At 63.3% G+C, this 12,911-nt stretch carries 12 protein-coding genes; 9 read left to right on the top strand and 3 right to left on the bottom strand.

What is annotated here, in order from left to right:
* Positions 1-69: 69 nt before the first annotated feature.
* Positions 70-1,584: an alkaline phosphatase family protein gene (locus CDV44_RS07675; RefSeq protein WP_087687497.1), complete on the bottom strand. Its 1,515-nt coding sequence runs from the start codon at positions 1,582-1,584 to the stop codon at positions 70-72.
* A 262-nt stretch (positions 1,585-1,846) separates the two neighbouring features.
* Between CDV44_RS07675 and CDV44_RS07670 the strand changes: the two genes are divergently transcribed.
* The gene (locus tag CDV44_RS07670) at positions 1,847-2,578 is read left to right on the top strand and encodes a phosphatase PAP2 family protein (protein WP_087687496.1); all 732 of its coding nucleotides are present in this window, start codon (positions 1,847-1,849) and stop codon (positions 2,576-2,578) included.
* Positions 2,579-2,586: 8 nt separating this feature from the next.
* On the opposite strand, the gene CDV44_RS07665 is transcribed toward CDV44_RS07670, so the two are convergent.
* A complete protein-coding gene (locus tag CDV44_RS07665; protein WP_087687495.1) occupies positions 2,587-4,026 on the bottom strand; it encodes a HAMP domain-containing sensor histidine kinase in 1,440 nt (479 codons plus the stop codon).
* Positions 4,004-4,735 (bottom strand): response regulator transcription factor, encoded by a 732-nt coding sequence (locus CDV44_RS07660; RefSeq protein WP_087687494.1) that lies wholly within the window; start codon positions 4,733-4,735, stop codon positions 4,004-4,006. The genes CDV44_RS07665 and CDV44_RS07660 overlap by 23 nt, the downstream gene beginning before the upstream one ends.
* A gap of 168 nt (positions 4,736-4,903) precedes the next feature.
* Here CDV44_RS07660 and CDV44_RS07655 point away from each other — a divergent pair, with 168 nt between their 5' ends.
* The 8 genes from CDV44_RS07655 (at position 4,904) to CDV44_RS07620 (ending at position 12,904) form a co-directional block, all read left to right on the top strand.
* Positions 4,904-5,569, top strand: a complete 666-nt coding sequence (locus CDV44_RS07655) for a GntR family transcriptional regulator (RefSeq protein ID WP_249277442.1) — start codon at positions 4,904-4,906, stop codon at positions 5,567-5,569.
* A 403-nt stretch (positions 5,570-5,972) separates the two neighbouring features.
* Positions 5,973-7,040, top strand: a complete 1,068-nt coding sequence (locus CDV44_RS07650) for a TauD/TfdA family dioxygenase (protein ID WP_087687493.1) — start codon at positions 5,973-5,975, stop codon at positions 7,038-7,040.
* 38 nt (positions 7,041-7,078) lie between these two features.
* Complete coding sequence (locus CDV44_RS07645) at positions 7,079-7,963, top strand: ABC transporter substrate-binding protein (protein WP_249277441.1); 885 nt, start codon at positions 7,079-7,081, stop codon at positions 7,961-7,963.
* Positions 7,964-7,976: 13 nt separating this feature from the next.
* The gene (locus CDV44_RS07640; RefSeq protein ID WP_212677086.1) at positions 7,977-9,119 is read left to right on the top strand and encodes an amino acid ABC transporter permease; all 1,143 of its coding nucleotides are present in this window, start codon (positions 7,977-7,979) and stop codon (positions 9,117-9,119) included.
* 13 nt (positions 9,120-9,132) lie between these two features.
* Entirely contained in the window at positions 9,133-9,876 is a 744-nt protein-coding gene (locus tag CDV44_RS07635; RefSeq protein WP_058378732.1) for an amino acid ABC transporter ATP-binding protein, read from the top strand.
* A 196-nt stretch (positions 9,877-10,072) separates the two neighbouring features.
* Complete coding sequence (gene tauA / locus CDV44_RS07630) at positions 10,073-11,101, top strand: taurine ABC transporter substrate-binding protein (protein WP_087687492.1); 1,029 nt, start codon at positions 10,073-10,075, stop codon at positions 11,099-11,101.
* Between the two features lie 10 nt (positions 11,102-11,111).
* Positions 11,112-12,014 carry a taurine ABC transporter ATP-binding protein gene (locus tag CDV44_RS07625; protein WP_087687491.1) on the top strand — a complete coding sequence of 301 codons (903 nt, stop codon included), beginning with the start codon at positions 11,112-11,114 and terminating at the stop codon, positions 12,012-12,014.
* Positions 12,015-12,019: 5 nt separating this feature from the next.
* Entirely contained in the window at positions 12,020-12,904 is an 885-nt protein-coding gene (locus CDV44_RS07620) for an ABC transporter permease subunit (protein ID WP_087687490.1), read from the top strand.
* The last annotated feature ends 7 nt before the right edge of the window (positions 12,905-12,911 follow it).

Here is a 12,911-nt window from a genome sequence, read left to right as displayed (position 1 = left end):
CAACGCTGGCCGGCAGCCCTGATTCGTGATGCTGCGGGGTGCTGTGTCGTGACAGGTGCTACGGAAGGTTCAATCGGTCCCTTTGCCAAAGTTCAAGCCCGGCAGCGAGGTCGTGCCTTCGCGGCGAACGGCGTCGAGGGCGGTGGGCTTGAGGGCCAGTGCCCGCAGCAGCGTCGGGGCGACCTGACGTGTCGAGACCGGCGCATCGATTTCCTTCGCCTGAATATCCGGGCGCGAGAACAGCAGCGCGACGTGACGATCGTCGTCGTGAAAGCCACCGTGCTCGGCGACCTTGCTGCCGTGTGTGTAGATCACACCGTGCTTCGTCTCGATGGCGATATCGGGCACCCGGCTGTCGCGGCCGACGCGGCCCCAGCCCGCCGGCATGTCGTTACCCGCGTAGACGTGTTCGATACCCAGCGCTTCGGCATTGGCGCGCAGCCCGTTGACGATGGCCTGCGTAAATTTCGGCTGTTTCAGCCACAGGAGGCCGACATCGTCGAGCGTCGCTTTTGCGAGCGCGTCCGGCGCGCTTTGTCCGACGACATCGAGCACGCGCTTGCCGTCGATGCGGCGCAGTTGGCCCGGGGCGATGGGCGATTGACCGTGTTTCGCGGCAATGACGACGAGCGTCGACGTGTCCAGATGCCGTGCGGCGAGGGCGTCTAGCACGCGTTGCAGCGATCCGTCGATCTGATCGAGCGCAGCGCCGATGGCGGCGCCGGGTGTGGCATGGGCATCGCGATAGCCGTCACCAGACTTTTGCGCCACGCTCAGTTGTTGAAAGTTCATGCCGAACAGACGCGGCACTCCCGGCGTAGCACTGCCAGTGGCGTCACGGCCATCGATCTGTTTGAGCAGCGCGTCGACCTTCAGGTTGTCGTAAGCGGGGAAGGCGGCGAGCTTTTCACCGACGGCGGCAATTTCCGGGGTGTAGAGATCGTCGACACCTTTTCCGCTCGGACCATGCACGAAGTCATAGGCGAGATGCTTGTCGGCCCAAGCGGTGCGCCCGCCAGCGGCGCGCACGACTTCGAATACGGTGTTCACGCGCATGTAGTTGTGCGGATAGACCGGGGCGCAGTGGCGCGCCGGGTCACGAGGCAGGCGCTCGGCATTGATGGCACCGCCACCGTCGATGCGCTTCGGATCCAGATCGATGGAATCGTCGAAAACGACTTCGGCACCGCGCACCGTCGCGTTGCCGCAGTTCGCCCCTGCGCGGACAAGTCGCCGGTCGAAGCTGTCGTCGTAGTACACGCCTGAGCTGACAGGGCTGGCACCGCTGATCAGCGCGACCATGCCCGGGAATGAATCCGAGGGCGTCGGCGTGAGGGCGTTGCGATACATCACGCCGTGACGCGCAAGCGCGGCAAGGGCAGAGGTCGGATGCACGGCAACGTAGCGGGAGAGATCCTCCTCGTGCATGCCGTCGATGCTGATCAGCAGAACGTTTGCCGCCGGGGCGAGCGCAGTGGGTTGGTCAGCATGCGTCATCCCCGGCGCCAGCGTGGCGCAAGCGAGCACGAAGGTCGGAACAACAGTCGGGGCAAGGCGAAAAGTCTTGGAAGTCTGGGGCTTCATGGAGGTATTGCATCCTCGGCGCACGGCGCTCGGTTGGGTGGACCGGCCTGCTCGCCGGTGATCAGCGAGGCGAACTTTAGGCGCCGCCCGTGATGCGTAGATGAAGCAAAACTTGCCAACATGAACAGACTGCCAAGTGACGCCTGGCGCGTCCGATCAACCTGTCCGGACGGAAAGGTTGGCGCCATTGGCGGGTCACGGGAGTCTCGTAGCCTCCTTCCGCGCATTTACCCGAGAACCTGATCCATTAAGGAATAGACCGATGCTTCCTGTTTCGACCCGCTACGGGCGTCCCTTCATAGCAACCGTGCTGTTGCTGAGCGCACTGCACGCAGTGCAAGCGGCTGAACCGCCCCATGCCGACTATCTGAGCGGGACCGTTCCCGACCTGACCGTGCTGGTGGCGCCGCCGCCCGCGCCGGGCACGCCGGCTGCGGCGGACGATCTGCGTCAGGTGCTGGCGCTCCAGCAATCGCGCACGGCCGCGCAACTGGCGCTGGCCGATGGCGACACGCACAAGAGCGTGTTCCGCTTTGCGGATGTGATCGGCCCGGACTTCCGTGCGGAGCGTCTGCCGTTCACCGAAGCCTTCTTCAAGCGTCTGGCGAAGGAGGGCGCAGGGCCGCTCAAAGCGGCAAAGGATTACTGGAAGCGCCCGCGTCCGTACAACGTCAGCGCCGAGGTGCACCCGGGCATCGTGACGGAGGGCACCTCACCGGGCTATCCGAGCGGGCACGCCACGTTTGCGTACCTGAGCGCGGTAGTTCTTGCGGAGATCGTGCCGGAAAAGCGAGCAGAGATCTTTGCGCGCGCTCAGGCCTATGCACAGGGACGCGCATTGGGTGGCGTGCATTACGTGAGCGATGTCGAGGCGGGGAAGGTGAGCGGTACCGTGATCGCCGCCGCGATGTTGGCCAACCCGGCGTTTCGCGACGATCTTATGCGTGCGACGCGCGAGACGCGCCAAGCCCTGAGTCTGCCGCCGCTGCGGTAATCCGTCGATCAGACGCTCGCGACTTCGGCGGCCCGAGTGTCGTCCGCCGTCTCGGGCACTTCTGGCGCGACCGGCGCCGCAGCAAATCGCAAGGCGACGCGGCAACCGGGCGCAGCGTCGTCGATCCGCATCACGGCGTTGTGAATACGGGCGGTTGCCGCCACCACACTCAGCCCCAGCCCGTGACCGGGCGTCGGCATACCGCTGACGCCCGCACCGCGATAGAACGGTCTCAACACCGCATCACGCTCGACGCTCGCGATCCCCGGTCCGGTGTCGCACACTTCCACCACGGCATGCTGCGGCGTCGCCATCACACGCAAGCGCACCGTGCCACCCGCTGGCGTGAATTTCAACGCGTTGTCGAGCAGGTTCTGGATGGCACCAAAGATCAAATCGCTGTCACCCAGCACCGGCGCGCAACGTTGTGTCTCAACCAGCAACGTGACCGTGCGCTCTTCGGCCAGCGGTTCGTAGAGATCGACAACGTCTTCGGCAATACGGGCGAGATCGACGTGACGGAACTGCTCGCGACGCGAGTGGGCATCGATCTCGGCGATTCTCAGCAGCGCCGAGAAGCGACCGAGCACGTGGTCGGTTTGCTCAAGGGCGCGCTCGACGGCCATGTCGTATTCCTTGGCCGACGTCGCACCGCGGCGGGCACGTTCCAGTCCGGCGCGCAAGCTGGTCATCGGCGTGCGCAGATCGTGCGCGATCCACGCACACACGCCGCGCAGCTCCGAGACGAGGCGTTCAATGTCGTCGAGCATCGTGTTGACGAAGCCCACCAACAGATCGATGTCATCGCGACGGCCGCGCGTCGGCAGGCGGCGCGTGAAATGGCTCGAGATGATGTCCTGACACGACTCCCGCAACTGGCGAACCCGCTGATTGGCGGCCCGATGCAATGCGTAGCCGCACAAGGCGCCGAGCAAGATCGTTGCCAGCAGGCCGCCGAGCGCTACCCGCACGAGCATGTGATCGAATCGGTCGATATCGTCGACGGCCTGCCCGACGATCACGCGGTTGCCATCGGGCATGGTCGCCATCATGGCGCGATAGGGGCGCGCCCACGTGTCGCCTTCCTTGTCGACGACCGACTGGACGTAGCGGTAAGCGTGCCAATCGGGTTGACCTTTCGGCATCACGTCGATGTTCCCGGCCAGCCGTTGCCCGCTCGCGGTGAACAAGCCGTAGGGGCGCATGTTGGCCGCTTCACGGCGGCTGCGCTCTGTAATGTTGGTGCGGGCATCGGTGGGCGTGCGCCGGATGAGCTGTGTGCTTTCGCGCTGGAGGCGGGCGTCGACCAGATCGGTCAGGTAGCTCATCGTGAGCCAGTAGACAACGGCGAACAAGGTGACAACAGACACGATGAAGATCGCGAAGATCGGCCCGGCGCCCCAAAGGCTGCGCAGAAAGCTGCGCTCAGTCATTGGCATGGAGAACATAGCCCGTCCCGCGCACGGTGTCGATCATCGCCGAGCAGGCGCCGTCCAGAGAAATCTTCTTGCGCAGCCGGGCGATGTGCACATCAATGACGTTGGTCTGTACGTCATGCTGATATTTCCACACCGATTCGAACAACAGCGCGCGCGTGACCACTTGATTGGCGTTGCGCATCAGATACTCGAGCAGGCGCATCTCGCGCGGTTTGAGCACGACCGGCACGCCCGCACGCGTCACGGTGCCGTTGTGGCTATCCAGATAGAGATCGCCGACGCGCAGGGTGGCGCTCACGTCCGTATCGCTGTGCCGGCGCAGCAGCACGTCGATGCGAGCGGTCAGCTCGTCGAAACTGAATGGCTTGGTGAGGTAGTCGTCCGCACCGTTGCGCAGGCCGCGCACACGTTCGTCCGTGGCGCCAAGGGCAGACAGCATCAATACAGGCGTCTTGATGCCGACGTTGCGTGCCGTCGTGAGGATCGACATACCGTCGATCTCGGGCAACAACCGATCGAGGACCACGCAGTCGAATTGCCCGTGCAGCATTTGCTGCAAACCCACGCCCCCCGTGCCGGCGAGTTCGACGGTGAAGCCATGCTCACCGAGCGCCGATACGATCTCGTGCGCGACCTTGGCGTCATCCTCCACCACCAGAACACGATTGGCCGCACAGGCCCCGCCAGCGTGCGTGAACTCAACGGTAGGCGCGCGCATGGATCGTCTCAGGTCTGTAGGGTGACCGGAGACTCTATGGCAACTGTGTGAAAAATTCGTGACAAGAAATTAGACGTTGTGCAATGAAACGTATACGAATTTTAGTAATTGTATAATCCGTGCATCCTTCATCCCCTGCTTGGTGCGCGGCCTTCCGCGCGGACTCCCGTGACCACCAGCGATACCGCTTCACTTTCCACCGCCGAACGCGCCTACGACGCCATTCGCCAACAGATCCTGTCGGGCGAATTGCAGGAAGGGGCGCCGATTCGTCAGGACGATATTGCCGCGCAAATGGGCGTGAGCAAGATCCCGGTGCGCGAAGCGCTGATGCGTCTGCAATCCGAGGGCTGGGTGACGCTCAAGCGCAATGCGGGTGCGTTCGTGACGCCGCTCACCGCGAGCGACTGCGTCGAGATGCTCGACCTGCGCATCGCGCTGGAATGCCGCGCGCTCGAAATCGCCGTGCCCAACATGGCGCCCAGCGATCTCGCCCTCGCCCAAGAGTTGCTCAAGCGCTATGAGAAAGCCGATACCCCGCAATCGTGGAGCGACTTGAATCTCGCATTTCACCAAGCCCTGTATGCGCCCGCCAATCGCCCCCGGCTGGTCGCCACCGCGCAAGCCGCGCAAGAGCGCATGGGCCGTTTTCTGCGAACACATCTCTCCGCCGTCAACGACCATCAACGCTCCTACGACGAGCACTTCGCGATTCATGAGGCCTGCGCCGCCGGCGATACGAAAACCGCCGTCCGGCTGCTGCGCAAACATCTGGAACAAACGCAACGCGAAGTGATGGCGTATTTCCGTCTGAGCGGCAAAACGTCCGCCTGATTCCCTGCGCTTTCCCTGTATCCCGCACTTCACACCGCCCCCGTTTTCAGCAGTGTGAGAAATTGATTTATTCAAATCGTATACGAAATTAATAAATGATATACGGACGCAATTTTGTTCGCGTATAGTCGAGTCGACCGGGAGTCCACGTACCCGGGAGTTCGGGTCGTCCCGCTAGGGATTTCGGACCCGCGATTCGCCGCGTCTGCCTTACTGCGCAAGGCGTTGCGAGTCGCCATGCCACTGCGCAAACATGCCTCGTGAGCCTGTTGTTTTACGAGGCTAGGACTTTCCCTGATTGGACGTCGCTCCCGATTGTCGGACTTCAAATGATGGGTGTAATGTCCTTACATGTATATACAAAGTAAGGCGTACTACTCATCGTATCTATCAGGAGAATTTCATGGCCGAGTCGCAGAGTCTGCAAGGCGCCAGTGTTTGGCAGGGGACCGAAATGGTCAATCACGATCGTTGGGTGAAGACCTTCCCGGCCATCGTGCTCGAACAAATCGACGCCGCGCTGAAAGCGACGGAGAACGTCGATTGGCGCGAAATCAACCGTCACAACTTCCCGCTGCCTGACGCCACGGCGTTCTTTGACGACGTGCGCGAAGAACTGGAAAACGGTTCCGGCATGGTCAAGATTCGCGGCCTCGACGTCACCCGTTACAGCACAGAGCAACTGCGCCGCATGTGGTACGCGCTGGGTGCGCATCTGGGCACGCCGATGTTCCAGAACTACCGCGGCGAAGTCATGCGCGAAATCAAGGACGAAGGCATGGGCGTCGGCGCGAAGCTCTACGGAGCCACGGTCGACAGCTCGGGCAAGCAATTCCTGTCGTCGGGGGCTCGCACGCTCTCGCCGGGACAGTTGCGCTTTCACACCGATCGTTGCGACGTCGTCGGCCTGCTGTGCGTGCGACAAGCGTCCGAGGGCGGTGTGAGCAAGCTGGCCAGCAGTGCCACCGTCTACAACGAAATTCTCAAGCGCCGTCCGGACCTGCACGCGCTGCTGTGCCAGCCGATTCCGCGCAGCCGCTTCGGCGAAGAGGCCGGCGGCGAGCACGTTGCCTACGACCTGCCGATCTTCGGTGTGCGCGACGGCAAGCTCACCAGCCACTTCTCGCTGACCTACATCGAGAACGCCCAGATGCTGCCGGGCGTGCGTAAGCTCTCCGAAGCCGAACACGAAGCCATTCGCATGCTGATGGCCGTGGCGGAAGAACAATGCTTCGAGATGCGCTTTGCGCCGGGCGACATCCAGTTGCTGAACAATCACATCGTGTATCACGGCCGCACCGCCTTCAAGGACGATGTGCAAACCGGTCAGGACCGTATGCTGATGCGTCTCTGGCTGTCCATGCCGAACTCGCGCGCGCTGCCGGAAGACCACGCGGTACTCTGGGGCGATGTCGCCTCGGGCAAGCCGCATGGCGGTATTGCTCAACCGGCCGCAGCACTGCCCGCATGACCGATCGACTCAACCCCAAGACGCTAGGAGACACCCCCATGAAACTGATCGAACGGCAAGACAAGATTCGCGCAACCCGCAAGACGGCGCCGGCGCGCATGCTGCTCGCCGCGCTCATGCTCGGCGGCCTCTGCACGACGGCCGTCGCGGCCCCGGACTTCGGCAAATGCGAAGTCACTGGCACGCGTGGTTCGGTGAAACTAGAGACGGTCACGCCGGGCGCGCTGTCGGTACGCCCCGTGCTGCCTGCACCGGGCTGGTGGAACGGCGACTCGCCGGAGACCATCAAAGACGGCTTCGAATACTGCATGGCCGCGAACATGGCCTACCGTGCCGGACTCGACCGCGTGATCGTCGTCAACCGCTCGTTCGCGCAGGTGATCGGCGGTCAGGCCAAAGGCTTCGACATCGCGCTCAGCGAGATCACGACCACGGACGATCGCAAGAAGGTCGTGAACTTCACCGATCCGTACTTCAATTCCGATCAGGGCATTCTGGTTCAGACCGGCACCAAGGTCGACAAGGACAGCATCAAGAAGCTGCGTCTGGGCGTGAAGCAGGGCACCACGATCCTGCCGTATCTGACCGACAAGGTTAAGGTCGCCGAGCACCCGAAGGTCTATCCGGACGCTGCCGCGATGTACGCCGCACTCGCCGCCAATCAGGTTGACGCCGTGCTGTACGACACCCCGAACGTGCTGGCCATCGCGAAGAAGTCCGCCGGCCGCTTCGAAGTCGTGGGCCGTTACGACACGAGCGAACAGTGGGGCGGTCTCGTGAACAAGGATTCGCCGAATCTCGCCGCATTCAACAAGCTGATCGCCGAGATGAAGAAGGACGGCACGTTCGACCGTCTGGCCACTCAGTATCTGGTGCCGAGCCTCGGTGCCGATCCCACGAAAGTGCCGGTACTGACGCCCTGAGGTCAACGAGTCCATGAGCGAACCCTCTTCTCAAAAGGCGCCCGGCGCGCTGATTGGTGCGATAGGACGCGAGCGGCGGCTGAACATCGGCGGCATGCCGTCGTCACCGTTCACGCTGTTTCTCATCGCATTGGTCGGTGCGCTCGTCGCCATCGTGGGCAGTGCCTTCACGATTGCCGCATTGCGTGAAGGCCTGCTCGGGAACCAGCTCGACGGCTGGTGGGTGCCCGTGGGCGCCGTGCTGCTTGGCCTCTCCTCGCTGATCGTGCTCGCGCCGCTGGCGCGCGCCTTTCAGCGCTGGCGGGCGTTCAGCGATGCCGCAACCCGTCGCGACATTACGGCGGCGCGCGTGGCTCGCGCCGAGGCGGACGTGCAAAGCTGGATCACGCTCGGCTACACGCTGGCACAACTCATCATCGTGCTGGCGTTGCAGTTCGTGCTGGCAAACCATCTGGCCGTCGCGAAGACCTTTATTTTCCTGCCGCTGATCATCGAGACGTTCCCGCTCGTGCTCACCGCGTTCTGGGTCAACGTGAAGATCTTCCTGATCGCCGAAGTCTTCGTGCTGATCTGGGGGCTGATCGTGGCACTGGCGATGTTTGCGCCGGGCAGGGCAGGCAAGCCGCTGCGCTTCATTGCCACGGCCTATGTCGACATCTTCCGTGCCATGCCGGCGGTGCTGGTGATCTATCTGGTGGGTTTCGGCCTGCCGCTCACGGGCGTGCCGATTCTCAAGGATCTGTCGCTCACGACGTATGTCGTGATTGCGCTGACTCTGACGGTCGGGGCCTACGTGGCGGAAATCTATCGCGCCGGGATTCAGGGCGTGCACTGGAGTCAGGTCGCCGCCTCTCGCTCGCTGGGGTTGTCGTACACGCAGACGCTGCGTTTCGTGGTGTTGCCGCAGGGCATCCGGCAGATCATTCCGCCGCTGCTCAACGCCTTCATCGCCTTGCAGAAGGACACGGCGCTGGTCAACGTGGTCGGCGTGATCGATGCTTTCAATCAGTCGATGATCATCGCGTCGAATCACTACAACCTGTCGGCCGCCACGACCGTGGCCGTGCTGTTCATCATCATCTCGATTCCGCAGGTGCGTTTCGTGGAACGGATGGCGCAACGCGACCGGGCCCGCATGCGTGCGGGCGGGGCCTGAAGGAGCGAACGACATGTCATTCATCGAGATTCGCGACATCGCCAAGTCTTACGGCGAGGTGCCGGTCATCAAAGGGCTGACCCTGACCGTAGAGGAGCATCAGGTGGTCTGCCTCATCGGCCCGTCGGGTTCCGGCAAGTCGACACTGCTGCGCTGTATCAACGGGCTGGAGCCGATCGAGTCGGGCGAGATCCTGGTGCACGGCGACCGCATTACGGGACCGGGCGTCGATGTCAACTCGCTGCGCCGCGACATCGGCATCGTGTTTCAGGGCTATAACCTGTTCCCGCACATGACGGTGCTCGAGAACATCACACTGGCGCCGATCCGGGTCTTGAAACAGCCCCAGCGCGACGCCGAGGCGCGTGCGATGGCGTTGCTCGAACGCTTTGGCCTGGCACACAAGGCGAAGGAGTATCCCGACCGCATGTCGGGTGGACAGCAGCAGCGCGTGGCGATCGTGCGCGCACTGGCCATGGACCCGATGGTGCTGCTGCTCGACGAGATCACGTCGGCACTCGATCCCGAACTGGTGTCCGAGGTGCTGAACATTGTTCGCGATCTGGCGCAGGAGGGCATGACCATGCTGCTCGCCACCCACGAAATGGGCTTCGCACGCGAGGTGGCGTCGAAGGTCTGTTTCCTGTGTGACGGCGTGGTGTGTGAGGAAGGGCCGCCCGAGCAGATTTTCGGTGACCCGCAGCAAGAGCGCACTCGCGCGTTTTTACGTAGCATCCGGCAGGCCAAGCGACTCTGAGTACGAGATTCGATTGACCGGCTCACCCATATTGGGGGACCTTCGGGTCCCCTTTTTTTGCGCTCAAGTTTTACGCCAAATTCAGCGAAAGCATTTTCATCGCGACGGTATAAGCAAGTGCCAATCGATTGGCACGCGGCCTCGCCCCCCTGTCTATAGTGGGTCGTCTCTTCCAACTAGAAGAATGGGGATTTCAATGAATCGACTGCTTCGCCCGCTCGCCATCCTGACGGCCTTTGGCGCCTTGGCTTTTTCCACGACCTACGCCGCGCCCGCAATCGCGCAGTCCAAGGAAGTCGTGATTGCGTATCAGGACATGGTGGTTCCGTGGCGCTATGCGCAAGCGACCGGCGAAGTCGAGCGCGCCACCGGTTACAAGGTCACCTACCGCAAACTGGGGAGCGGCGCCGATGTCATTCGCGCACTCGCCTCCGGGTCGGTGCAGCTCGGCGAGGCCGGCTCCAGCCCGATTGCCGCCGGTCTGTCGCAGGGCGTCGATCTGTCGCTGTTCTGGATTCTCGACAACATCAACGACGCCGAAGCGCTGGTGGCTCGTGACGGTTCTGGCGTTGCATCGGTCAAACAGTTGAACGGCAAGAAGATTGGTGTGCCGTTCGTCTCCACGTCCCACTTCCACACGCTGGTGGCCCTTCAGGCGGCAGGCGTCGACCCGGCCAAGGTCAAGATCGTCAATCTGCGTCCGCCCGAAATCGCCGCCGCGTGGGAGCGGGGTGATATCGACGCGACTTACATCTGGGACCCGGTGCTCGCCAAGGTCAAGAAGAACGGCAAAGTGCTGACAACGTCGGGGGCCATCGCGAAATCGACCGGCAAGGCCACGTTCGACGGCTTCGTGGTCGACCGGAAATTTGCCCGCGAGAACAAGGACTTCGTCGACGGCTTCGTCAAGGTGCTCGCCGCCACCGACGCGAACTATCGCGAACACAAGGCAGCGTGGACGGCGGGGTCGGCACAAGTGGCCGCCGTTGCCAAGGAGTCTGGCGCGAATGCCGACGAGGTTCCGGCAAGCCTCGCGTTATATGCGTTCCCCACGCCCGCACAGCAGGCCTCGAACGTCTGGCTGGGCGGCGGCGCGCAATCCGGGGCCGCCAAATCGCTTGCCGCGACGGCAGCGTTCCTGAAGGCGCAAGGCACGATTCAGACGGAACTGCCGGACTACTCCGTCGGCGTCGATGCCAGCTTCGTGCAGCGTGCCGCACGTTGAGTCGAGTGATATGAGCCTTGCACTTGGCACCGCTCACGCTGCGGAGGCACAGCCGGGCGTGAAAAACGGCGGGCTGGATATCCGGCGGCTTCGCGTCGCGTATGACGGTGTAAGCGGTGTGGGCGGCGCAAAAGGCGGCGGGCAGGGCAGCGCCGCCACCCATGTCGCCCTCGACAACGTCAACCTGCGCATCGATACGGGCGATTTTGTCGTCGTACTCGGCGCGTCCGGCTGTGGCAAGACCACGCTGCTCAACTGCATCGCGGGGTTTGTGCAGGCCAACGAGGGCGAGGTGCAGCTCGATGGCGTACCGGTCTCCGGCCCGGGTGCCGAGCGCGGGGTGGTGTTCCAGCGCTACGCCTTGCTGCCATGGCTGAACGTGGTCGATAACGTCGCGCTCGGCCTTCGCTTTCAGGGGGTGCCGAAGGCGCAACGCCGGGCGTCGGCACGCCGCACGCTGGCGCTGGTTGGCCTTGAGCGGCATGCCGAGGCCCGCGTGGATGAGTTGTCCGGCGGCATGCAACAGCGGGTCGGCATCGCGCGCGCACTGGCCAACGATCCGCGCGTGCTGCTCATGGATGAGCCGATGGGCGCGTTGGACGCCATGACCCGGGAAACGATGCAAGAGCTGGTGCTCGACATCTGGGCGCGCACGCACAAGACGATCTTCTTCATCACGCACAGCGTCGAAGAGGCCCTGTTTCTCGCCACACGCATCATCGTCATGACACCCAGCCCGGGGCGTATCGCCGAGAGTCACGACCTGCCGTTCTCGCGGCAGTATCTGGCGTCCCGCGATGCGCGCGCCGTCAAGTCATCCGCCGACTTCATTGCGTGGCGCGAACGACTGGTGCACCGCCTGCGCGAGTCGGTCCCCGACGCTTCGACCGTTTCGACCGCTTCGACAGTCTGATCTCCATGGCATCCGAAACTACTGTGTCAAACGTGGCGAACGTGCCGAACACGCACGTGGCGCATCCCGCGCAACCGGCATCGCAGACCAACACCCAGCGGGCGCGCATCTGGCGTATGCCCGGCGAAGGGCCGACGGCCGGTCTGAGCGTCGCCGCGATCGTGACGATCGGTGCGCTGTGGTGGTTATCGACGCATTTTCGATGGATTCCCCCGCTTTTCCTGCCGGCGCCCGAAGCGGTGTGGCGCGCGTTCCTCGACGCCGTTCATGGGCGGATTCAAGGCGGACTGCCCTTATCCGAGCATTTCGCCTGGAGTGCCTTGCGTGTGTTCGGGGCATTTTTGCTGGCGACAGTGACGGCCGTCCCCGTGGGCATTCTGATGGGGGTGAGCCGCGTCGCCCGTGGCCTGCTCGACCCGGTGCTTGAGTTCTACCGGCCGTTGCCGCCCTTGGCCTACCTGCCACTCGTGGTCATCTGGTTCGGGATCGACGAGATCGCCAAGATCGTCGTCATCTATCTGGCATGCTTTGCGCCAATTGCAATGGCAGCGCGGGCCGGCGCCCGAAGTGCCACGACCGAGCAGATCCACGCCGCGTACTCACTTGGCGGGAGCTTCGCGCAAGTGGTTCGCCACGTGATTCTGCCGGCGGCATTGCCGGAAATCCTCACGGGGCTACGCATTTCGATCGGCTTCGGCTGGACGACGCTCGTCGCGGCAGAAATGGTGGCCGCAACGGCAGGCCTCGGCCAAATGGTGCTCAATGCATCGAGCTTCCTTCGCACCGACGTCGTGGTCATGGGGATTGTGCTGATCGGCGGCATCGCGTGGTGCTTCGATCTCGGCATGCGCGCACTGGAGAGGCGTCTCGTGCCGTGGCGAACGCGCTGACTCACGT

The organism is Pandoraea sp. PE-S2R-1 (assembly GCF_002179865.1).
Lineage (GTDB): Bacteria > Pseudomonadota > Gammaproteobacteria > Burkholderiales > Burkholderiaceae > Pandoraea.
This window is presented reverse-complemented; position numbering and strand designations above follow the sequence as displayed.

Excerpts from the sequence above, each read along its gene's own strand:
- CDV44_RS07660 (WP_087687494.1), bottom strand. The coding sequence starts at position 4,735 with ATGCGCGCGCCTACCGTTGAGTTCACGCACGCTGGCGGGGCCTGTGCG.
- CDV44_RS07645 (WP_249277441.1), top strand. The coding sequence starts at position 7,079 with ATGAAACTGATCGAACGGCAAGACAAGATTCGCGCAACCCGCAAGACG.
- tauA (WP_087687492.1), top strand. The coding sequence starts at position 10,073 with ATGAATCGACTGCTTCGCCCGCTCGCCATCCTGACGGCCTTTGGCGCC.
- CDV44_RS07635 (WP_058378732.1), top strand. The coding sequence starts at position 9,133 with ATGTCATTCATCGAGATTCGCGACATCGCCAAGTCTTACGGCGAGGTG.
- CDV44_RS07675 (WP_087687497.1), bottom strand. The coding sequence starts at position 1,584 with ATGAAGCCCCAGACTTCCAAGACTTTTCGCCTTGCCCCGACTGTTGTT.
- CDV44_RS07625 (WP_087687491.1), top strand. The coding sequence starts at position 11,112 with ATGAGCCTTGCACTTGGCACCGCTCACGCTGCGGAGGCACAGCCGGGC.
- CDV44_RS07670 (WP_087687496.1), top strand. The coding sequence starts at position 1,847 with ATGCTTCCTGTTTCGACCCGCTACGGGCGTCCCTTCATAGCAACCGTG.
- CDV44_RS07665 (WP_087687495.1), bottom strand. The coding sequence starts at position 4,026 with ATGTTCTCCATGCCAATGACTGAGCGCAGCTTTCTGCGCAGCCTTTGG.
- CDV44_RS07640 (WP_212677086.1), top strand. The coding sequence starts at position 7,977 with ATGAGCGAACCCTCTTCTCAAAAGGCGCCCGGCGCGCTGATTGGTGCG.
- CDV44_RS07650 (WP_087687493.1), top strand. The coding sequence starts at position 5,973 with ATGGCCGAGTCGCAGAGTCTGCAAGGCGCCAGTGTTTGGCAGGGGACC.
- CDV44_RS07620 (WP_087687490.1), top strand. The coding sequence starts at position 12,020 with ATGGCATCCGAAACTACTGTGTCAAACGTGGCGAACGTGCCGAACACG.